The sequence below is a fragment of the Kribbella sp. CA-294648 genome (genome assembly GCF_050943845.1).
GTDB lineage: Bacteria > Actinomycetota > Actinomycetes > Propionibacteriales > Kribbellaceae > Kribbella.
Genome location: NZ_CP191981.1, coordinates 8,320,256 through 8,341,013 on the forward strand (window position 1 = coordinate 8,320,256; position 20,758 = coordinate 8,341,013).

A 20,758-nucleotide genomic window follows, 5' to 3' on the forward strand; every position below is an offset into this window, starting at 1 on the left:
TGCTTCCCCCATCCTCCGGCCCCTGCCGTGGTGCCACGATCTTCGTCCGGCCGCATACACGCGCCGTACATTGCCAGGATCAACTACACAGGGCGACGAAACCCCTTGCTCTGAAGGGCAATCAGCCCACGGCGAGATCACTCGTCACGGCCGCCAGCGCGGACCGGGCCTCGCTGACCTTGGTGTCGTTGGCGACGAGCTGCCACACCCGGGCGGCCCGATCCAGGTACCGGCGGGCGAAGTCCACGTTCCCGGTGCTCGCATAGAGCTGCCCGAGGTCGTACGCCGCCTGCCCCTCGACGCTGCGATCCCCCAGCCGCTGACCGATGGTGATCGCGTCCAGCAACATCCGCCGCGCGGCCGCCACGTCGCCGACGGCGATCAACGCGCGCCCGAGCTCAGCCCGCCCGTACGCCGCGCAGTGGTCGTCACCCAGGCTGGTGAAGATCGCCAGCGACGCCCGCAACTGGCGAACCGCCTGGTCGGTACGGCCCTGTTGCATCCGCAACGCGGCGATCCGGCGCCGGACCTTCGCCTCCCGATGCGAGTCGCCGAGCCGCACACCAAGCAGGAACGCCTCGGCCAGATAGCGCCCGGCGGTGATCGTGTCGTTGCGGCTCAGCATGATCGAGGCGGCCGCGCTCCGGGCCACCGCTTCCCCGTTCTTGTCGCCCACCTCGACCAGCGCCCCCACGGCACGCTCGTACTGCGCCAGCGCGTCGTCGGGCCGGCCACGTTCGCGCAGCCAGGTCCCGAGGCCGACAGCGGCGATGCCGGCGCCCTGTTTGTGCCCGGCCTCCTCGAAGATGGCGGCCGCCTCGGTCAGGTGATGCCAGGCCGCGTCCCAGTTGTCCTGGTAGAGCGCGAGCTGACCCAGGTTCCGATGCAGGATCGCCTCGCCCTGCCGGTCCCCGCAGGCGATCGCGCTGGTCAGGCCGGGTTGGTGCGACTCGTTCCAGTCGTCGAAGTACGCCCGCATGTCCAGGTACGGCCCCCAGGCTGCGGCGATCCGCCAGGCATAGTCGTGCAGGCCGTTCTGCGCGGCCGCCCGGATCGCGGGGGCGAAGGTGGACCGCTCGGCGTCGAACCAGGCGATCGCATCCGACGGGGTGAACGGCTGCGGATCCGGGGTGAGCAGCGGACCGGTGTGTTCCAGGACGCCGAAGTACTCGAACGGCAGCGCTGCACTTGCCCGGCGCACCTTGTGCAGCAGGGATTCGAAGACGATCCGCAGATCCTTGACCGCCTGCGCCTTCTGCGCGTCGTCGCCGACTCCGATCGCGTGCAACCGGAGCAGGTCGTGCACCCGGTACCGCGCGGTGCCGTTCGCGTCGACCGAGTTGATCTGGACGAGGTTGACCTCGATCAACCGGTCCATGCTGCGCCGGACCGAGGCCGGCGTGGAGATCGACTCGAGGATCCGGGCGGAGAACTCGCCGACCGCGAAGCGCCCGATCAACCGGTAGAGCCGGGCCTCCTCGGCGCTCAGCGCGTCGTAGCTGAGATCCGCGCTGGTCCGGACGGCCAGCTCGCCGATGCTCAGCTCGTCCAGCCGGTGGGTCTCGTCGCGCAGCCGCCGGGCCAGTTCGGTGGGGCTGAGGTCCGGGCGCTGAGCCAGCCGGCTGGCGACGATCCGGATCGCGAGCGGCAGGTTTCCACAGGCGGCGAGGATCTCGTTGGCAGCGGGTGAGCTCGTGTCGACCCGGCCGACTCCGGCGATCCGGCGCAGCAGCTCGGCGGCCTCGCCGTCGTTGAAGGTGTCGAGCGGCGTACTGTCCGCACCGGCCAGGTCCATCAACCGGTTCCGGCTGGTGATCACGACGGCCGACGCACCGGTGCCCGGCATCAGCGGCGCGATCTGGCTGGCGGAGGCAACGTCATCGAGGATGATCAGGACCCGCCGGCTGGCGAGTTCGGATCGCAGCGCCGCCGACCGCCGCTCAGGATCTGCCGGTACTGCGGAGTCCGACATGTTGAGGCTCAGCAACAGATCGGTCAGCGCCGCTGCCGGATCGCGGGGGTCGGTGGCGCCCCGCATGTCCAGGTAGATCTGGCCGTCCGGGAACGAGTCCCGAACAAGGTGCCCCAGCCGGACTGCCAGCGACGTCTTGCCCGTACCGGGAGCGCCGGAGATCACCGCGATCGGCGGCCGGATCGGGTCGCGGCCGCACACCAGGTCGCGCAACTGCTCCAATTGGTGCTGCCGGCCACTGAAGTCGGACAGGTCGAGTGGGAGCTGGCTGGGCGGCCGGTGCGGCTCGGTGAGTACCGGCGACGTCATCGGGCCGGTGGGCTCCGGCTCCGCGCGTACCGGCGTACTGGTTGCTGCGGGGATGCCTGGGTCGGGCCAGTTGGCTGAGCGGCCGTTCTCTGCGCGAGCACCGGCTGCTTGGAGCTCCGGGCCGGGCTTGACGTCCAGCTCGTCGGCAAGAGTCCGCACGGCCTTCTGGTACGCCGCTCTGGCCTCACCCACCCGCCCGGCGGCCAGCAGGGCGTCAACGAGTCGCCGCCACAGCTGTTCGTCGTACGGGTCCTCGGTGAGGCGTCCACTGAGCAGTACTGCAGCACCGCTGGCGTCGCCGTACTCGAGTCGCAGGTCGAGCAGTGTGTCGACCAGTCCCCGGTACTGCGCGTCGAGGCGGGCGATCGAGCCTTCCCAGGCGGACGGGATGGTCAGGTCCTCGAGCGGGTGCCCACGCCAGAGCGAGTAGGCCCGGGACAGGACACGCATCGCCTCCCGCTTGTCCCCCGCATCGCGCAGGTGGCCGCCTTCGGCGAGCAGGGACTCGAACAGGCTCGCGTCGAGCTCGTCGACGCCCACCCCGATGCTGTAGCCCGCTGCCGAGGTGTCGATCGGCGCGGCTAGGCCGGCCTCCTGCAGGACGCCGCGCAGAGCCCGGACGTAGGTGCGGATGTTGGCCGTCGCCGAGCGGGGCGGGTTGCCCTCCCAGAGCGCATCGGCGATCAGGTCCGTGGACACGAACCGGTTGGGGTGCAGGAGCAGAGTGGCGAGCAGCTGCCGCGGTTTACTGGCCCGGAGCGGCTGGCCGGGGACCTGAGCGAGGCGCAGAGGTCCGAGGATCTCGTACCTCAGACTGTCCACTTGCCTGCCCTCTCAACTGTTGGCCCGCCCCATGGTGGCATCCCTCCCCGCCCGCCGGGAAGGTTCGGACGCTGCGATGTACCTCGCGATGTACGCGCGATGTATCCGCGCCAGGCAGGGTGGTCCGCGGTACCGGGGGGAGGGCAGGCCCGGGAGTGACGAGTGACCATCGTCGCGCCCGGGCCTGAATTTGGGACTTTAGGGCACTGAGCAACGGCGGTGGGGGCACTGGCCGGGGGGAGCTCAGTGCCCTACTGACCACTGGCTGTTACCTAGTGCGCCGTGTCGCAAGTTCCGTCGCGCTACCAGCGCCCAGGCACGCACCTCGCGGCAGCGGAGAAACGGCAATGATGGAAAAGCATCGAGGCCGCTCCTCCGCCACCGCGATGCACGCACCTGGACACCGCTATCGCTGACGCAACTCCCGACACGGCGCACTAGCCGGTGAAGGGCGGCTGACCGTCCTGCGGACCGGGGGCTCCCGCAGGCGGTCCGCCGACGGGGGGCTGGCCACCGGTCGGCGGGAACTGCTGCTGCGGCTGGTACTGCGGCTGCTGGGAGTAGCCGCCCTGCTGCTGGCCCGGCATCTGCGGCTGGATCTGGCCCGACGACTGGATGCCCGGCTGCATCTGCGGCTGCGGCTGCTCGCCCTCGACCGAGCCGATGGTGCCGAACGACACCTGCGGGACCGAGCGGACCTCCTCGTCCTTGACCTCGAAGTAGCCGGCCTTCTCGAACTTGAAGCTGTTCGCGATCAGGTTCGACGGGAACGCCTCGATCCGGGTGTTGTAGTCGCCGACATTGGCGTTGTAGAAGCGCCGGCCGGCCGCGATCCGGTCCTCGGTGTCGGTCAGCTCGCGCTGCAGGTTGAGGAAGTTCTGGTTCGACTGCAGCTGCGGGTACGCCTCGACCGAGATCATCATCTGGCGCAGCGCGCCGGACAGCTGACCCTCGGCCGCGGCCCGCTGCTCCGGGGTCGCGCCCTGCACGTTCACCGCCTGGGTGCGCAGCCGGGCAACCTCCTCGAACACGTGCCGCTCGTGCGCGGCGTAGGCCCGCACGGTCTCGACCAGGTTCGGGATCAGGTCGTAGCGGCGGTGCAGCTCGACGTCGATCTGCCGCCAGGACTCCTGGATCAGGTTCCGCTGCTTGACGAACCGGTTGTACGAGACCATCAACGCGATGGCCAGAATCACGACGATCGCGACGATGATGACGATGACGAGGGTCATTTCCCTGCTCCCGAGTGTTGGGTAAGGCTCGCCCCGACTCTAACGGTGCCCAGGTCCGCCGCGGGGTCAGCCGAGCCTGGGGTCGCGTCCGTAGTCGGTGAAGACGAACGGCGGGATCAGGCCGGCGACCTCACTGAGCACCGCGATCCTCCGCAGCACGTTCCCCAGCTCCAGCGGCCCCTCGGCCCAGCCGATCAGGTCCGCTCCGTCGATCCGCCAAGGGACCTCGCCCCGCTGCAGCAGCAGTTCCATCATCCTCGGGTGCACCACCGCGTGCGCGAACCGCGGATCGTCGGCCAGCACCCGGAACGACTCGTTGAACCACTCGCTCTCCAGCTCGATCGCCTGCGGCCGGAGCGCCCCGGTCAGCACGTCGAGGCCCGACGCCGCCCAGTCCACCGCAAGCCGGGGCAGTGCCGCCGACAACCGGACCACGACCACACTGAACCGGTAGGTCCCCTGCTTGTACACCGTGAACTGGTACTCGAAGGCAACGACCTGACGATCCCCGTACCGGCCGGTCAGCACGTTGAAAGCCAGGCCCTCCTCGCCGCCGAGGAACGGGGTACCGGACCACCGCCTGGCCGGCGCATGGTTGGCGGTGGCGAAGTGGAGACCGTACTGCGCGGCCAAGACGGCCAGTCCATGGTTTCGCTGCGTCGACAGCCCGCGCTGCCGGGTTGCGGCGATGCCGACGGCCACAACCACGGCGATCGTCAGGAGCACCCCCACGGTGAGGACGCTGAGCATCTAGTCGGCCTTTCGCGGCTCCGCGTACTTGTCCCAGACGTCGCGGGGGATCTCCTCGATCAGGGTAGCCAGGAAGTCGAGGCGGCTGCGCAGGTCCTCGTCGGTGTGGTGGCCGCGGCGCCAGGCGATCAGGTCGCGGCCGGACAGCCGCCAGTCGAGGTCACCGCGCTCCATCATCAGGTTCATCATCCGCGGGTGGATCACGGCCCGGGCGTACCACGTGTCGTCGGAGGTGATCCGGAACAGCCGGTTGAACTCCTCGCTCTCGAACGGGATGTCCTGCTCGCCCGACAGTGCGTTGGCGACCTGCTCGCCCAGCAGGTTCTCGTGCTGCGCCTGCAGGGGTGGCAGGCTTGCGGGGAGTTGCATCACGACCACCCCGAACTGGTTGACGAACCCGGCACCCTTGGCCTGCGGGAACAGCCCCTGCCGGATCTCGTAGCTGTAGTCGAACGCGATGAACTTCCGCCCTCCCCAGCTGCCGCGGATCACGTTGGTGACATCGCGGTGCACGCCCCGGCCGAACGGGTCACCCGGCCAGCGGCCGGCCAGCGCGGGCTCGGCGTCGAAGTACCGCCAGCCGCCCTCCGTAGCGAGCGTGCTGACCGTCCGCACCCGGTCGTCGGTCCGTCGTTTGCCGTAGAGGTTCCTGGCGATCGTCACCGCGACCATGAGGAGCAGGGGCAGCAGGGCTGTGAAGTCCACCCGCGAAGCTTCTCAGCCACCTGGTGTCAGCACCAATCAGCCGCTGACGCGAGGGTCGATCCCGGCGTAGTCGCGCCACACGTACGGCGGGATGTGGTCGCTGACCAGTTGCAGGAGTTGGAGCCGGTTCATCACCTCGACGGGTGAGTGCGCGCCGGAGTCCCAGCCGATCAGCGAGTTGCCCTCGAACCGCCAGCCGATCTCGCCGCGGCTGAGCAGCATCTCCATCATCTGCGGATGGATCACTGCGTGCCCGAAGCGCTGGTCGTCGGCCTCCACCCGGAAGGTCCGGTTGAACTGCTCGCTCTCGAACTGCAGGTCGGCGAAACCCAGCGCGTTCATCACCGCGCCACCGAAAATCCCCTCATGGGTGACCTCGAGCCGCGGCAGCGCACCCGGCAGTTGCATCACGACGACGCCGAACTTGTGCGTCGTGGTCCGCCGGCCGCCTCTCCCGTTGCTCGACTGGGTCTGGTAGCTGTAGTCGAAGGCAACGATCTGCCGGCCCTGATAGGCGCCGGCCAGCACGTTGCGGACCCGCCGGTTGTTACCGGTGCCGAACGGCGTGCCGGCCCACTGACCGGCCAGCAGGTGGTTCTGCGGCTGATAGCTGAAGCCGAGCTGGGCGGCGAAGGCCGCGAACTCCTCGCGCCGCTTCTTCGCCAGCACGTGGCTGAGATAGGAAACCACGCCGACGACCAGCAGGCCGACGACGATCATCACCGCCATGCTCGAGGTCATGAATCGAGGCCAAGCTCCTCGAGGCCGAACACCGAGCGGTACTCCAGCCCCTCCGACTCGACCTTCTCCTGCGCGCCGGTGGCCCGGTCGACGATCACCGCGACGGCGACCACCTCGGCCCCGGCCTCACGCAACGCCTCGACGGCGGTCAGCACCGAACCGCCGGTGGTCGAGGTGTCCTCGACCGCGAGCACCCGGCGGCCCTTCACGTCCGGACCCTCGATCCGGCGCTGCAGCCCGTGCGTCTTCTCGGCCTTGCGGACGACGAACGCGTCCAGCTTGCGGCCCTGCTGAGCGGCCGCGTGCAACATCGACAGCGCCACCGGGTCGGCCCCGAGGGTCAGCCCGCCGACGGCGTCGTACTCGAGATCCGCGGTCAGCTCCAGCAGCGCGGGCCCGATCAGCGGCGCCGCCTCGGCGTCCAGCGTGATCCGGCGCAGGTCGACGTAGTAGTCGGCTTCCTTGCCCGAGGCCAGCGTCACCCGCCCCCGCACGATCGCCTTGGTCTTGACCTGGTCCAGCAGCGCAGCGCGATCAGAGCTCATGAGCCCTCACTCTAAGGGACAGCTAGTTCTTCTTCTCCGCCCTGACCAGGTGACCGAAGGCGACCGAGCGGTCCGGGGAGTGGAACAGGTCCTGACAAGTGGTGAGCGTGATGATCGATCTGGTCGGCGCCTCGCGCGGCTTGCCCGGTACCGGTTCGAGGACCCAGTTGTCGGCCGGTTTGACGGTCAGGTCGCGGGGCGAGCCATCCAGCTCGTAGGTGTAGACGGTGTCGGCGGTCTCCACGATCACCTGGTCGCCCTTGGTCAGCTCGAGCAGTTTGCGAAACGGCGAGCCATGCGTGACCCGGTGCCCGGCAACCGCGAAATTGCCCGGCTCCCCGGGAAGCTGCGTCTGCGGGTAGTGCCCGATCCCGCGGCTCAGCTCGCTCTTGCCGACGCCTTCCACGACAGGCTTCTCCCAGTCCTTGCCGAACTTCGGGATCCGCAGCAGCACGATCGGCGTACCGGCTTCAGCTTTGGCGGTGGGCTTCTTGGCTGGTTGCCAGTTGTCGTGCAGGTCGCGCTTGAGGTCGTCCATCGCGTGGTTCGAGGTGATCCCGGTACCGAAGTACTGCCACCCCACCCACCCGAGCAACCCGAGCCCGGCCACCAGCAGGACGACTCCCAAACCCCGTACGACGCCCCGTGCCATGGGCACAGGGTATGTCGCCCGGTCCCACGCCGTAGCGAGCAGGTGCTCGGTGCGGTAGCTCGGCGTGCTGGGGTGAAGGCCTCGATGTTTTCCATCGTGGCCTTCACCCCAGTGCGTCGAGATGCCGTGCCGAGTGCCGCGCAGTAGGCGTGGGATCGGGTGACATGCCCTTGGTATGCAGAGGATCTGCAAAGGCTGTGTACGACGTGTCGATGGACGGACGTGGCAACCGGGGATAACGATGTGAACGGCAAGGAAATCTAGGAGGTCGCGGGTGAAGGCGCTGGTCAAGGCCGAGAGCAGGCCAGGACTGTGGTTGCAGGACGTTCCTGAGCCCCAGATCGAGGCGGACGAAGTACTGATCAAGGTACTGCGCACCGGTCTGTGCGGCACCGATCTGCACATCCAGAACTGGGACCCGTGGGCCCAGAAGAACGTGCCGGTCCCGATGGTCACCGGGCACGAGTTCTGCGGCGAGGTCGTGGAGATCGGCGCCGGTGTCCGCGATGTCGCGGTCGGTGACGTGGTCAGCGGCGAGGGACACCTGGTCTGCGGCCGTTGCCGCAACTGCCGGGCCGGCCGCCGCCACCTCTGCATCAAGACGCGCGGCCTCGGCGTCCACGTGGCGGGCGCGTTCGCGGAGTACGTGAAGCTGCCGGCCACGAACGTCTGGGTGCACCGCGATCCGGTCGACCTCGACGTGGCCGCGATCTTCGACCCGTTCGGCAACGCCGTACACACCGCGTTGTCGTTCCCGGTCGTCGGCGAGGACGTGCTGATCACCGGCGCCGGCCCGATCGGCATCATGGCCGCGGCCGTCGCGCTGCACGCCGGCGCGCGCAACGTGGTGATCACCGATCTGTCCGACTACCGGCTCGACCTGGCCCGCAAGATCGGCGTGACGCACGCGGTGAATGTCCGCGAACAGAGCATCGCCGACGCCCAGCACGGCCTGGGCATGCGGGAGGGGTTCGACGTCGGGATGGAGATGTCCGGTCAGCCGGCCGCGCTGCGCGACATGCTCGCGAACATGAACCACGGCGGCAAGATCGCGATGCTCGGCCTGCCCGCCGACGAGATCGCGATCGACTGGGGCACGGTGGTGCTCAACATGCTGACCATCAAGGGCATCTACGGCCGGGAGATGTTCGAGACCTGGTACTCGATGTCGGTGATGCTGGAACGCGGCCTGGACCTCGGCCCGGTGATCACCCACCGGTTCGGCTACGCCGACTTCGAACAGGCCTTCGACGTCGCCCGGCAGGGCGACTGCGGCAAAGTGATCCTGGACTGGACCAACCTGGAGGAGAAGCACTGATGTTCGGCCGGATGCGCGACGACCTGACCACCACGATCGGCGAGATCCGCGCCGCCGGGCTGTACAAGTCCGAGCGGGTGATCAGCTCACCGCAGAACGCCGCCATCTCGGTTGCCTCCGGCAAGGAGGTGCTGAACTTCTGCGCCAACAACTACCTCGGCCTGGCCGACCACCCCGAGGTGATCTCGGCGGCCCGGGACGCCTTGGACCGTTGGGGTTTCGGGATGGCCTCGGTCCGGTTCATCTGCGGCACGCAGGAGATCCACAAGGACCTGGAAGATGCCCTGAGCAACTTCCTCGGCCAGGAGGACACCATCCTCTACAGCTCCTGCTTCGACGCGAACGGCGGATTGTTCGAGACGCTGCTCGGTGCCGAGGACGCGGTCATCTCCGACGAGCTGAACCACGCCAGCATCATCGACGGCATCCGGCTGTCGAAGGCCAAGCGGTACCGTTACAAGAACCGCGACATGGCCGACCTCGAGGCCCAGCTGAAGGACGCGGCGGACGCCCGGTACCGGCTGATCGCCACCGACGGCGTCTTCTCGATGGACGGGTACGTCGCGCCGCTGGACGAGATCTGCGACCTGGCCGAGCGGTACGACGCGCTGGTGATGGTGGACGACTCGCACGCGGTCGGTTTCGTCGGCCCGGACGGCGCCGGTACGCCGTCCCTGTTCGGCGTCCAGGACCGGATCGACGTCCTGACCGGCACGCTCGGCAAGGCCCTCGGCGGCGCGTCGGGCGGTTACGTGTCGGCGCGGCGCGAGATCGTCGAGGTACTGCGCCAGCGCTCCCGCCCGTACCTGTTCTCCAACTCGCTGGCCCCGTCCGTCACCGCGGCGTCGTTGAAGGCGTTGCAGCTGATCGGCGGCTCGTCCGACCTGCGCGACAAACTGACCGCGAACACGAAGCTCTTCCGCACCAAGATGACCGAGGCAGGCTTCGACATCCTCCCCGGCGACCACCCGATCGCCCCGGTGATGATCGGCGACGCCGCCGAGGCCGGCCGGCTGGCCGAGAAGCTGCTCGAGCTCGGCGTCTACGTGATCGGCTTCTCCTACCCGGTCGTCCCCCACGGCAAGGCCCGGATCCGCACCCAGCTCTCGGCCGCCCACTCCACCGAGGACGTCGAACGCGCCGTCGCCGCCTTCATCGAAGCCCGCGCCGCCCTGAGCTGAGCACTAGGGTGAGCCGGTCCGTTCGAGTGAGGGAGAGTCATGCGCGGAGTACTGGCCGTTGCCGGGGTTGTCGGGCTGTTGGGTGTTGCTGGATGTGGTGATGGCGGAAACCAGCCAGTTGCGGCTACGAGCTCGAGTACTTCGGCTGCTGCGCCGAGCGCGACGCCAACCGCAGCAGCGCGTAGTACGCCGGCTGCGACCGCTCGACCGACGCCTGTCCGCCTGACAAAAGCTCAGGCGGGCAAGCGATACCTGGCGGTGACGCGGCCGTACAACGTCGCGCTGGAGCGGTTCGAGAAAGCAGCGAACAGCGGAGCCTCGATACAGACCCTTCGCACCCGGGCCAGGTCCGTCGCCGCGTCGAACCTGGCCGAATCGAAACTGCTGACGTCGATCCCCTGGCCGACCACTGTCGCCGCCCAGATTCGGGAACTCGCCAAGGCCGACGCGGCTGCCAGGCCACACTGGCTGAAGGTCGCGGCCTCGGACAGCCTCAGCGAGATGGCGGCCCACATCCGCCGTGCCTCCGCAGCCGGCGGCAACACTCCTGCCGCGGAGATCCGAAGACTGCTCGACCTCCCCAAGTACAACGAGGCCGACTACACCTGATCCGGCTTCGGCGGTAGTTCGTCGTACTCCGGATCGGTGTGCCGGCGGACGGCATCCAGGTAGACGCGATCAGCGCGCTCCTGGACCCGTTCGTCGGCCTCGATCTGGAGCCGCACCCGCTCGGTCAGCTCGCGTTCCCGGACCATCTCGAGTTCCCGCGCGCGCTGCCGGTTCTGGGTGATCCCGTAGACGATCCAGCCACCACAGCTCAGGCCGATGACGAAGAGGATGCCGAGAATCGTCTGGATGAGCTCCATCAGGCGGCCTCCGTCGCTCTCCGTTGCCGCCAGACTACGCCCCAGCGCAACAGCGCGACGACCACAACGGCCTCCGCGGCCAGCACACCGACCGCCGCCAGAGCACCCCAGAGGTCAGCCAGGGTGAGATACCAGGAGCGGACCAGCAGCACGATCGCCGGGCCGAGGATCGCCGAGGCCACCAGCGCGTAGCCGGTGTAGATCACCCGCGCCCGCCGAGAGTAGCCGGCGATCCCGGCGGGTCCACGCCGCAGGAACGCCCCGGCGTAGCGGGCCGATTCACCTTGCAGGTTCATCGTCGAGGTGGCGCTCTCGAGCATGTGGTAGCCGTCCAGCTTCAGGACCGGCACGAGGTTCGCCAGCGCGGCGGTGACTCCGAACAGGAGCAGCGCGGCCGCCAGGCCGTGCCACCAACCGGACTGTGGACCCCACCACCACAGCGCCGCGAACGGGATCAGCGCGATCAGGTTGACGTAGATCCCGGCGAACGCGGTCACCACCCGCTGGTGGGGTCTGGCGAACGTGACGACGTCGTCGACCTTGCAGTACGGCGCGATCATCGGGAACCGCCACATCACCCCGATCTCGGTCGGCCGGCCGCCGTACCGGACGCAGGCGATGCCGTGGAAGAACTCGTGGGCAGCGATCACGATCCACCCGACGAGCAGGCCTACCGCGGCGGCCGACCACCGGGACGGCGACTCGATGATCGCGGCCCACAAGGTGTTCCAGTTGGCCACCGCGAAGACCGACAGCGCGATCCCGATCAGCGCGAGTGGCACCGCAACGATCGGGTTGAGCAACCACCCGACCCGGCGAGCCAGCGGTACGACGAGCTCGGCCGCACCCGGAACAGGTCTGCGCCACAGCAACGGCGATCGACCCAGCGCACGGCGGGCGTCCTCGGCCTTGTCCCGTACTTCGGCCAGGCGCTCGGGGTCCGCCGGCATGACCAGCCCGTGCGTGGAGAGCAAGGTGAGCAACTGCTGCCAGTGGGTCGCTCCGAGCCGCTTGCCGAACCGCTCGGCATACCCGGTGCCGATGTCGGCGAGGGTCCGGGTGCCGTCGAGCTGCGCCATCAGGAACGCCTCCCGCGGTCCAACGCGCAGGAACGCCCCCGTCTCGCGGTCACCGATGACGTGCACGACGGCAGTGCCCTTCACCAGGCCTGGCCCCACGTGCACCTCTTCTCGCAGGGCCGGCTTGGCGACCGCTAGCCAGTCGTCGGCGGTTGGTCTCTCTACCGTTGTCATGCCGGTCCCGCTGCAGCCGGCTCCAGCTCTACCTCGGCGATCGGCGCGGCGGAGGTCTCCGGGTCCAGAGCCTTCTCGATCAGGTACGACAGGTAGATCTCGTCCAGGATCGCCACCCCGAACCGGTTGTTCGTCATGTGGATGTACGAGCTGAGCAGCACCGTCGCCAGCCCTTCGGCATCGGTGATCGGCTCCCGCTCCCCAGTGGTCCGGCTGGGGAACACCAGCTCCTCGGCAGCGGCCGCCGTCAGCACGCGCTCCTGCAGCTCCCGGCAGTGGGCCAGCCAGGTCCGCTCGATCCCTGACAGCGCCTGGCCGGGCTCCCCCGTCGTGATGGTGCGGATCCGATCGATCCGCTCCAGCAGGGTCGTCTTGGTCAGCGCGAAGCTCTTGTCGAAGGAGTCGTGGTAGTCGTCCGACGGCTCCTGGTACGACGTCTCCCAGAAGCCGCGGTAGCGCTGGAAGAACCGGCGTACGGCTTCGTCGCTGCCCAGGAAGGTGTACGCGGTCAGCAGCGACAGCTGGGTCGCCAGCCCGAGCAGCACCGGCCGGACGTGCGTGTTGGAGGTGGCCAGCAGCTTGGCGACCAGGTCACTCGACGCTTGGAAGTGCCACTCACCGAGCGCCATCCCGGCGGGACCGCCGTACCGGTCGAACTCCCGCTCGTACGGCATCTCGGCCACGCTGTTGTTCGGGCGGAACGGCATCTGCCCGTCAGCGCCGTACTCCTCGACGTAACGCTCCTCGCCGTACTCGGCGAGGTACATCTTCTTGTAGATGTCCCCGAGCCCGTCGATGTCGGTGTCGTACAGGGCCGGACGCCGGTCCAGGAACGCCTGCAACGCGGCAGTCGCCCGGGCCAGTACTGCGGCCCGCAGCTCCGGCCGCGTGGGCCGGAACCGGACCCGCAGGTGCGGTCCCTCCATCCAGTACTTGATGAAGAACCAGCGGTCGATCAGCTCTTCCCGACGCAGCTCCTCGACCAGCGGCCGGACCGCCTCGACCAGGATCGGGTTGGAGTCGCTGGCGTAGAAGACGTGCAATGCCACCCAGTCATCGGACATGGGAGTCCCTTCCGGTGTCGTAGAGCTCCAGCAGCAGTTCGGTCACGTGCGGCCGGCCGGCCTCGTCCCGCAGCCAGAGCTCGTCCACGTCCGGGCTCGCCTCGGTCAGGACGATCCGGGCCGACGCGCCGAGGGCCAGCTGTTCCAGCAGGTGCAGGGACATCCAGCTGTCGAAGTCGACCGGCAGCGGCTTGCGCCCCGCCTTGCGCTCGCCGTCCGGCCCGGGGACGTCGGCGACCGGCTCGGCATCGTCCGCGACCGCCGACTTCGCGGCGTTGTCGATCTGGGCGAACAACCGCCGCGGCAGCCCGTGCTGCAGACGCCACCGGTGCAGTCGCAGGAGGTGCTCCGCATCGGAGTGCCGCGGGTCGCGGAACGGGAAGACGGTCGTGTCCAGCTTCCACATCCGCCGCTGCAGCACCAGGTCTCCCAGAGTCAGCCGCGGGTACGACGTGATGCCCTCGACCGGGACCGGGTCACCCGTGCCGGCCCACAGATCGATCTGAGCCATCCCGCTCGGCGAGAAGCACAGCAGCGCCTGCTGGATCTCCGGCAGGGCCATCGGCATCAGGAAGCCCAGGTAGATCGGCACCACCTCACGCCCGAGGCTGGTCGACATCAGCCGGATCCGGTCCGCCTCCACGTCATGGACCAGACACAGGTCGCCCAGCGCGATCTGCTCGTCCTGGGGCCGGTTGCTGGCATCGCCGGGACAGACGATCTCGTAGTCCGTCACCACCGGATGCACGTTGAGGTTGGTCGTCTCGTACCCGCCGCGCAGCTCGGCCAGTACTGCGCCGTCGGGCGAGTACTCCCGCAGGATCTGCCGGATCAGTTCGGTGGCACCGGAGCCGTCCGCGTCCAGGCTGTGGGCGAAGCGCGAGAACATCAGCGTCAGCCCGGCGTACGCCTGGTTGAGGATCAGCCGCCCAGGCGACCGGTCTCCCGCCCCAGCGGCCAGTTGCAGGAAGAACGACCACGGCTGAGCCAGCTGCGGCCCGGGCGGCAGCTCACGCCGTACTGCGTCGACGAAGTCGGGGCCGAGCCGGATTTCCTCGACCGAGTCCAGGTCCGCCGGGCGGCAGCCGGCCAGGTGCAGGGAGGCCGCCTCCCGGGCCCGATCGACCGCGGTGATGTCGTCGAGCTTGAACCAGTTCTCCTGCGGTACGAACGCGTTGCCCTCGTCGAACTGGCGCCGGCTCATCGACCGCCGGGTGAACGGCCCGAAGAAGTCGCGCTGGAACTCGTGACAGAACCGGACCACGTCCTCGCACTCACCGCCCACTCCGTAGCGGGCCTTGAAGAATCCCTTGGCGGTGAGCCGTCGCGCCACGTTCAGGTCGAACGCCGGCAGGATCTCGGCCAGGGCGGCCAGATCCGGGAGCAAGGTGCGCTCCCAGTGCCCTCGGTCCACCTCCATCCCCTTGCTGGTGATGGTGGTGTCCTCGTAGATCAGCGTCCGCGGAACCAGCTGGTCGGAGGCACCGAGTACCTCGAAGCAGGACCGGACGTGCCGGCCGAGCTCGGCGAGCAGAGCCGCCCGGGCGCGGGCCGGCGTACTGGGGTAGGCCTCGGTCACTACGAGGGCGGCTCGCAGGGAGGCTGCGATCTGCTGCAGGAGTGGCTGGTCCTGTGCTTCCAGTGCGGCTGCGAATGCCGCGGTGGGCTCGGCGCAGCGCAGGTCGATCTGCAGGTCCGGCGCGAGCAGGAATCCCAACCGGAGCAGGTGTCCGAGCAACTGGTCGGCCTCGGCGACTGACCGGGACGGGACCGCGGCAGCGACCTGCCGGGCGAGTTCGTCGAGTGCGGGCCGGTCGTCACGGGTCAGCCGCGCCACGTCGTCCAGCGCACGACCGCTGGGCAGGAAGAACAGGTCCTCATGCACGTTGTCGATCGCAACGACCGCGTCCGGGTCGGTGCCGGCCGACGTCCGGCGGCGTACGTAGCGCATCGTCTCGCCGTCCGAACTGGCACCCGGCGCTAGGGTCACGCGGATGGTCGAGCGCAGTACGGGATCGGCGAGGATCACCGCCGACAGCCGGGCCAGCACCGCGACGTTCAGCCGTGCCGTGGATCGCTGCTGGAGCGAGACGGGTTCGGGGCGCGGACGGGTGGCGTCGTCACTGAAGCGACCCATCCCGACCGAGGTCAGGGTGCTGAACGGGCTGGTCTTGAGTGCCGCCCGGTAGAGCAGCTCCAGCAGGGTCCGCTCGATCTGGCGGCTGTGCTTGTCCAGCTTGCGCGACGGGTCGAGATAGCGATCCATGAACTTCTCGAGCACCTCGGACTGCAGCAGGACCGCGCTCCGAAGGTTGTCATCGGCAAGCAATACGCGCGCCCTCGCGCGGGCCGCGGTGAGATCGTTGCCCAGGACAGCGATCCCGCCGTCGAGCAGTTCTCGCACTCGCTCGATGGTGGCGATCCAGCGAGCGACGGAGGCCGCGAGTTCGCTGTCCAGCAAGGGTTCGGCCCGAGTAAGGGTGGTCGGCCTCGGACGACGGGCGTTGAAGACATCGCGCCGCAGGTTGATCAGAGCGACCCGGCCCTGGTCGTCGGACCCGAGCTTGGCGACGGCCGTCTCCAGCGACTCCCGTAGTACCTGCCCGGCGGTGTCGCGAACGGCTTCGGCGGCGAGGACGTGCTCGACCCAGGCGGCCGCTTCCGTCGTACGCAGCGCGGCGACCGCCTCGGCAGGCTGTCCGGCGACGCGCAGCAGGAAGCCCGACCCGAGTCGCCAACCCGGCGCCGTACCAGCCCCCGCAGCAGCAGCATCGGCATCGGCATCGGCGAGGTAGGGGTTGGAGAGGACGTCTGTCATCGGTTGTCTCCTTGCAGCGCAACAGGGGTGGACCGGTACAGCCCGTGGTCGTAGCCGGCCAGCCCAGCGCGTTCGTGGCCGAGCAGGATGAAGAGCATGCTGCGTTCGTCCGTGCCGTCGACGCCGAGGAATCCGTCCACCGCGAGGTTGTCGATGCCCAGTACCGCACCGACGCCGAGACCGCGCGCGGTGGCGGACAGATAGGTGGTCTGGGCCGCCTGGCCCACCTCGACGCTCAGCATCCGGTAGCCGCGGGCGCCGTAGGTGGCGACCAGTGCGTCGAGCCGGCCGGTGATCACCAGGACCGCGGCCACCTCGCGGATGTTGTAGTTCGTCAGCGCGTAGTGCCGTTGCACCTCACCGAAGTCGAACGCCGCTCCACCGAGCAGCCGGTGCCCGGCGGCGTCGTAGGCGTAGGCACGATCGGTCAGTCCCTCGACGGTGTTGGGCAGCACCCAGAGCCTGGTCCACGGCTCCGCACGCGGTGCCGGCGAGACATCGGTCCCGGCGCGGCCGATGCCCGCGGTCGAGGCGAGCACCGAGCCGAGGTCTTCCACCGACAGCGCCGGATGCGCGGAGAAGAGACCGAAGCTCGACCGCCGGGTCCGCAGGCAGTCGGCGAGCTCAACCGCCGAAGGTCCGGCCGCAGGCAACTGGATGACGTCAGCGAACTCCAAGGCAGGCAACGCGTCGCTGGTCTCGTTGGCAGGCCTGGGAGCGCTACCGACCAGGGCAGCGGCGTGCACGCGGTCGACCAGTTCGAAATCGCGGACCCGATGCGATTTCTCCCATACTCGTAAGGGTTCTGCGTCCGTGCCTCCCAGCCGCTGTCGCGAGGTGGCCGGAACTGTCGGGCCTAGCGGGATCACCACAAACGGTGCCTCCGTCCGACCGTCCACACCGACCGCTGTGCTCACCGGGCCCTCGTCGAACCACAGCACCGGCTCGACCGCGAGCCCCGACGCGGCCAGCACCAGCCGCCACGAGGCAAGCAGCGCACCCACGTCCTGCGTCACCACGTGATAGCTGAAGGAGTTGTACTTGAAGGCGTTCTTCCAGAAGGCCAACGTGGCGACGAGATAGAGCCCGGCCTCTACCCCGGTCGCCTCAGCCAGGTCCCAGCACCTGTTGGCGGCCGAGAGCCGGTCGAGGCTGTGGTGCGCGGTGTCGTAGTGGTAGACGCCCGTACGCACCGAGGCCCCGGCACCAGCAACCAGGTAGCTCTCGGCGGGGTACATGCCGCCACCGGAGGCGGTCGGACGCGACCACACCGGCGCATTCGCCTTGAGCTTGCCGGAGCTGTCCTCGTTCCAGTTCAGGTGCGTCCGGCGACCGACGATCCCGTAGCAGCCGAGCACCGAGGAGAGCACGTCCAGGCTCGGCATCACTGCGGTCGCGTTGCCGGTGGCGGCGGCGACTGCGGCGTCCACTCCGAGCGTCGGCAGGTTCGCGAACGGCGGTGGCAGCGGCAGCTTCGGTGCGTCCAGGTACAGCTTGTGCCGGGAGGGCTGGTCGCTCCAGTCCACCGCGAACCCCATCGGCGGCAGAGCCACCCGCTGGCGTTCGAACATCCGGCGCGTGTAGTCCAGCGCGACCGCCGGGCTGCCGGCCCGGGCGGCGCCATCGATCTCGGTGGTCACCTGCACTCAACTCCTCTGCTCTACGACGGGATCGTGCGGAACGTGCGGGTTGCTAGGGGAACGGGTGCGGCACGCGGTGCAGCTGGTCGGCCGACAACGGCTGCGTCGCCCGCCCTCCCTGGTACGCCGCCCACAGCGTGCGCGGCATGGTCAGGACGCGTTGCCGCTGCCAGCCGAAGTCGATCGGGATCAGGCCCGGCACGATCGTGGCCACGGTGTGCAGCTCCATCGCGAGCTGCTCCGGCGTCGTCTGGTCCACCACGACGGTGTCCATCCCCCGGGCCGCGAACAGCGCGACGATCTCCTCCACTGGTTCGCGCAGGTCAGTGGCAGGCGCCCGCCCGGTGGTCCAGTCGGCGTACACGTCGGCCAGTGGCGTCACCTCGGTCTGCCGGAGCCAGTGGTCGGCGTACTGCGCCATCGCCGGCATCCCGAACAGCAGCGCGTGGTGCGCCAGTTCGGTGACGTTGCCGTAGTCCTCGACCATCCGCTGGACCTCGCCGAGCGTGTCGGTGACCCGGTCCGCGAACCCGGTGACGTACGACGCCACCTCACAGACAGCAGCCCGTACTGCGTCCGCCGGGTCGAGTGATGCGCCACCGGCGAAGCAGAGTGTGCCGATCCCGCCGTCACGTCGTACCGCGACAGCGCCCACGGCCGGTACCGGCAGGTCGACCCGGATGTCGAAGCAGCGCAGGTCGTAGCCGAGCAGGTCGACGTGCGCCCGCATCTGCCGTACCAGTGGGCTGTCGACCGTGTCGAGGTCGATCTCGGTCGGCGTGAGACCGCTGTACCAGCTGATCAGGAAGGCATCGCGCTCGATCAGCTCAAGCTGTCCGTGCAGCACCGCCTCGGTCACGGAGCTCCCGGAGGCGCAGCCGTTCGAGCACTCCTGCACGGTGTTGCGGTGATCCTCGCGGTGATCCAGGTAGTACGCGATCTGCTCCGGGACCAGCAACGGGCGGTGGTCCCGGACGGACCAGCCCCAGACCCACGGCACGCTCGGATTACTTGCCCAGGGCACGTACTTCGCCTCGTGCTGGACGTAGAAGTCAGGCGGGTAGAGGCCGCACTGCTCCATCTCCACGTACGGCGCGGTCAGCTCGGTGACGCTGGCCCGCAGAGCCGGGGTGACGCGCCGGGGCCGCTGGCCCGCGTCGCGCTCGAGCCCTTCCATCGCACCCAGCAGCTCACTGCGCTGGTAGCTCTCAGCATGACCGCTCCACCACATCTCGTGCAGGCCGTACTTGCTGCGTACCTCGAAGTGGCCGCTCGCCGGCGCTGTCGCGGTGGCGTGGTACGCGCGCATCGCCGGGCCGCCGAGCATTCCGCAGACCGGGTTGGCCAGGGCGTCCATCGGCAGGTTCAGGTCCTCCGGCCGGCGGGAGCGGCCGCTGCCGGGGCTGGACGCCAAGGTGGACCGCAGGCGGATCCGCGCACCCTCGGCCGTATCTGCCGGCGGAGCCGCGCAGTCGCAGGAGGAGTCGCGGATCAAGGCGAAACGCTCGACCCGCGCCGTCCGGGCGTCGAGCTCCCAGACCGGGTAGGCGGGACCTTCCGGGGCCGACTCGACCGCGGCGATGCAGAGGGCGGCGGCGACGCTCAGCGCGTGCGGTCCAGGCAGGCTGGGGACAGTACTGAGTACGCCGTGCGGGTTGTCGAGGATGCGGCGCTCGATCGTCGGGCGGCACACCACCCAGCGACGGTCCAGACACTGCGGACAGGGACCGGCCCCAGTGGGTGTCGCGGCGATCACCACGGTGGCGGCGTACAGGCGGATGGTGACTGTGGGCGGGAGTGCGCCGAAGGCGGTCCGGTGCTCCTGGCCGGGCAGTCCGAGCACGGCGACGTCCAGTCCGGCAACCACGCCGGGCGGCAGCAGCGCGGTCAGGCGGTCGCCGACCAGCGCGACCAGCGCGCCGGAATCGGGCACCGCCTCGGTCGAGTGGTGTTCCTCCAACGTCGTCACTGGATGCAGCTCCTTCTGGTTCTCGGACCGGCGGCCTGCCGGCGTACGGCGACATGCTGCGGACCAGGGCCCTTGGCCCGCAGCACCTACTTCACAGACGCGTCGGTCAGCCGCAGCTGGACGTGCTGGTGCTGGACGAGCAGCAGCTGGAGGTGCTGCAGGAGCAGCAGCTGGAACAGCTGCAGGACGAGCTGGTCGCAGCCAGGTCCAGCGACGGATCGGTGATCTCGTCCACCTCGAACGTGACGGCCTCGAGATCGAGCAGCTCGAGGCCAAGGGTCTGAGTGGTCATGAAGGTCGTTCCTTCCTGTTGTCTTGCGCGGCTGATCAGCCGCGACTGGTGGAACAGGTGGTGCTGCGGGTGTCGGTCAGCCGCAGCTGGACGTGCTGGTGCTGGTCGAGCAGCAGCTGGAGGTGCTGCAGGAGCAGCAGCTGGAGCAGCTGCAGGACGAGCTGGTCGCAGCCAGGTCCAGCGACGGATCGGTGATCTCGTCCACCTCGAACGTGACGGCCTCGAGATCGAGCAGGTCGAGGCCAAGGGTCTGAGTAGTCATGGAAAGACGTTCCTTCCTGTTGCTCTGCGCGGCCGGCCGGCCGCGACTGGACGGACTGGTGCCACCGGGACGGCAGCGGCGGTCAGCCGCCGCCGCATCCGGTGCTGGTGCTGCAGGAGCAACAGCTGGACGTGCTGCAGGACGAGCAACTGGAACAGGAGCAGCTCGAGCTGCACCAACCGGCCGCGTCCTGGCCGAGGTCGACAAGATCCTCGATCTCGAACGTCGCCGTCTCCAGGACGAGCAACTCCTCACGAAGCGCCATGGTGGTTCACCCCCTTTCGTGGGCGGTGGGGGTCGTCGCCGGGTCCGGCGACGAGTTCGTGGGAGGCGTGACCCGGAGGTCGTCCGGGCCGCCTCGCGAGGT

At 69.0% G+C, this 20,758-nt stretch carries 19 protein-coding genes; 3 read left to right on the top strand and 16 right to left on the bottom strand.

Annotated elements, in window-relative coordinates; all coding sequences use genetic code 11:
* Positions 1-121: 121 nt before the first annotated feature.
* The 7 genes from ACQPYM_RS39755 to ACQPYM_RS39785 all read right to left on the bottom strand — a co-directional run bounded on the left by ACQPYM_RS39755 (position 122) and on the right by ACQPYM_RS39785 (position 7,728).
* Positions 122-3,103, bottom strand: coding sequence for an AfsR/SARP family transcriptional regulator (locus tag ACQPYM_RS39755; protein WP_433011764.1), 2,982 nt, complete (start codon positions 3,101-3,103; stop codon positions 122-124).
* Between the two features lie 437 nt (positions 3,104-3,540).
* Complete coding sequence (locus tag ACQPYM_RS39760) at positions 3,541-4,335, bottom strand: LemA family protein (protein WP_433011767.1); 795 nt, start codon at positions 4,333-4,335, stop codon at positions 3,541-3,543.
* A 66-nt stretch (positions 4,336-4,401) separates the two neighbouring features.
* Positions 4,402-5,067, bottom strand: coding sequence for a hypothetical protein (locus ACQPYM_RS39765; protein WP_433011770.1), 666 nt, complete (start codon positions 5,065-5,067; stop codon positions 4,402-4,404).
* Between the two features lie 18 nt (positions 5,068-5,085).
* A complete protein-coding gene (locus tag ACQPYM_RS39770) occupies positions 5,086-5,790 on the bottom strand; it encodes a hypothetical protein (protein ID WP_433011773.1) in 705 nt (234 codons plus the stop codon).
* A gap of 36 nt (positions 5,791-5,826) precedes the next feature.
* A complete protein-coding gene (locus ACQPYM_RS39775; RefSeq protein ID WP_433011776.1) occupies positions 5,827-6,531 on the bottom strand; it encodes a hypothetical protein in 705 nt (234 codons plus the stop codon).
* On the bottom strand, positions 6,528-7,076 hold the full coding sequence (pyrE, locus tag ACQPYM_RS39780) for an orotate phosphoribosyltransferase (protein ID WP_433011779.1): 549 nt from the start codon (positions 7,074-7,076) through the stop codon (positions 6,528-6,530). The genes ACQPYM_RS39775 and pyrE overlap by 4 nt, the downstream gene beginning before the upstream one ends.
* 22 nt (positions 7,077-7,098) lie before the next feature.
* Positions 7,099-7,728 (bottom strand): class E sortase, encoded by a 630-nt coding sequence (locus ACQPYM_RS39785; RefSeq protein WP_433011782.1) that lies wholly within the window; start codon positions 7,726-7,728, stop codon positions 7,099-7,101.
* A 274-nt stretch (positions 7,729-8,002) separates the two neighbouring features.
* On the opposite strand from ACQPYM_RS39785, the gene tdh reads away from it, so the two are divergent.
* From tdh to ACQPYM_RS39800, 3 genes are all read left to right on the top strand, one after another.
* Positions 8,003-9,046, top strand: coding sequence for an L-threonine 3-dehydrogenase (tdh, locus tag ACQPYM_RS39790; RefSeq protein ID WP_433011784.1), 1,044 nt, complete (start codon positions 8,003-8,005; stop codon positions 9,044-9,046).
* Entirely contained in the window at positions 9,046-10,227 is a 1,182-nt protein-coding gene (locus tag ACQPYM_RS39795; RefSeq protein ID WP_433011787.1) for a glycine C-acetyltransferase, read from the top strand. Before tdh ends, ACQPYM_RS39795 begins: the two co-directional genes overlap by 1 nt.
* Before the next feature lie 258 nt (positions 10,228-10,485).
* Positions 10,486-10,836, top strand: coding sequence for a hypothetical protein (locus ACQPYM_RS39800; RefSeq protein ID WP_433011789.1), 351 nt, complete (start codon positions 10,486-10,488; stop codon positions 10,834-10,836).
* Here the strand turns inward: ACQPYM_RS39800 and ACQPYM_RS39805 are convergent.
* The 9 genes from ACQPYM_RS39805 to ACQPYM_RS39845 all read right to left on the bottom strand — a co-directional run bounded on the left by ACQPYM_RS39805 (position 10,827) and on the right by ACQPYM_RS39845 (position 20,570).
* Positions 10,827-11,093 (bottom strand): hypothetical protein, encoded by a 267-nt coding sequence (locus ACQPYM_RS39805; protein ID WP_433011792.1) that lies wholly within the window; start codon positions 11,091-11,093, stop codon positions 10,827-10,829. The genes ACQPYM_RS39800 and ACQPYM_RS39805 overlap by 10 nt on opposite strands.
* Positions 11,093-12,346 (bottom strand): hypothetical protein, encoded by a 1,254-nt coding sequence (locus ACQPYM_RS39810; protein ID WP_433011794.1) that lies wholly within the window; start codon positions 12,344-12,346, stop codon positions 11,093-11,095. The genes ACQPYM_RS39805 and ACQPYM_RS39810 overlap by 1 nt, the downstream gene beginning before the upstream one ends.
* Positions 12,343-13,410, bottom strand: coding sequence for a thiopeptide-type bacteriocin biosynthesis protein (locus ACQPYM_RS39815; protein WP_433011798.1), 1,068 nt, complete (start codon positions 13,408-13,410; stop codon positions 12,343-12,345). Before ACQPYM_RS39815 ends, ACQPYM_RS39810 begins: the two co-directional genes overlap by 4 nt.
* A complete protein-coding gene (locus ACQPYM_RS39820; RefSeq protein ID WP_433011801.1) occupies positions 13,400-16,228 on the bottom strand; it encodes a lantibiotic dehydratase in 2,829 nt (942 codons plus the stop codon). Before ACQPYM_RS39820 ends, ACQPYM_RS39815 begins: the two co-directional genes overlap by 11 nt.
* Positions 16,225-17,868: a SagB family peptide dehydrogenase gene (locus ACQPYM_RS39825; RefSeq protein ID WP_433011804.1), complete on the bottom strand. Its 1,644-nt coding sequence runs from the start codon at positions 17,866-17,868 to the stop codon at positions 16,225-16,227. The genes ACQPYM_RS39820 and ACQPYM_RS39825 overlap by 4 nt, the downstream gene beginning before the upstream one ends.
* A 52-nt stretch (positions 17,869-17,920) precedes the next feature.
* Entirely contained in the window at positions 17,921-19,837 is a 1,917-nt protein-coding gene (locus ACQPYM_RS39830; RefSeq protein ID WP_433011807.1) for a TOMM precursor leader peptide-binding protein, read from the bottom strand.
* Positions 19,838-19,943: 106 nt separating this feature from the next.
* Positions 19,944-20,129 (bottom strand): hypothetical protein, encoded by a 186-nt coding sequence (locus ACQPYM_RS39835; protein ID WP_433011809.1) that lies wholly within the window; start codon positions 20,127-20,129, stop codon positions 19,944-19,946.
* 76 nt (positions 20,130-20,205) lie between these two features.
* The gene (locus ACQPYM_RS39840; RefSeq protein WP_433011812.1) at positions 20,206-20,391 is read right to left on the bottom strand and encodes a hypothetical protein; all 186 of its coding nucleotides are present in this window, start codon (positions 20,389-20,391) and stop codon (positions 20,206-20,208) included.
* Positions 20,388-20,570 (bottom strand): hypothetical protein, encoded by a 183-nt coding sequence (locus ACQPYM_RS39845; RefSeq protein ID WP_433011815.1) that lies wholly within the window; start codon positions 20,568-20,570, stop codon positions 20,388-20,390. The genes ACQPYM_RS39840 and ACQPYM_RS39845 overlap by 4 nt, the downstream gene beginning before the upstream one ends.
* Positions 20,571-20,758 lie beyond the last annotated feature (188 nt).

Coding starts and splice junctions, on each gene's coding strand:
- ACQPYM_RS39820 (WP_433011801.1), bottom strand. CDS start 16,228: ATGACAGACGTCCTCTCCAACCCCTACCTCGCCGATGCCGATGCCGAT.
- ACQPYM_RS39835 (WP_433011809.1), bottom strand. CDS start 20,129: ATGACCACTCAGACCCTTGGCCTCGAGCTGCTCGATCTCGAGGCCGTC.
- ACQPYM_RS39810 (WP_433011794.1), bottom strand. CDS start 12,346: ATGACAACGGTAGAGAGACCAACCGCCGACGACTGGCTAGCGGTCGCC.
- ACQPYM_RS39775 (WP_433011776.1), bottom strand. CDS start 6,531: ATGACCTCGAGCATGGCGGTGATGATCGTCGTCGGCCTGCTGGTCGTC.
- ACQPYM_RS39785 (WP_433011782.1), bottom strand. CDS start 7,728: ATGGCACGGGGCGTCGTACGGGGTTTGGGAGTCGTCCTGCTGGTGGCC.
- ACQPYM_RS39795 (WP_433011787.1), top strand. CDS start 9,046: ATGTTCGGCCGGATGCGCGACGACCTGACCACCACGATCGGCGAGATC.
- ACQPYM_RS39840 (WP_433011812.1), bottom strand. CDS start 20,391: ATGACTACTCAGACCCTTGGCCTCGACCTGCTCGATCTCGAGGCCGTC.
- ACQPYM_RS39805 (WP_433011792.1), bottom strand. CDS start 11,093: ATGGAGCTCATCCAGACGATTCTCGGCATCCTCTTCGTCATCGGCCTG.
- ACQPYM_RS39815 (WP_433011798.1), bottom strand. CDS start 13,410: ATGTCCGATGACTGGGTGGCATTGCACGTCTTCTACGCCAGCGACTCC.
- pyrE (WP_433011779.1), bottom strand. CDS start 7,076: ATGAGCTCTGATCGCGCTGCGCTGCTGGACCAGGTCAAGACCAAGGCG.
- ACQPYM_RS39760 (WP_433011767.1), bottom strand. CDS start 4,335: ATGACCCTCGTCATCGTCATCATCGTCGCGATCGTCGTGATTCTGGCC.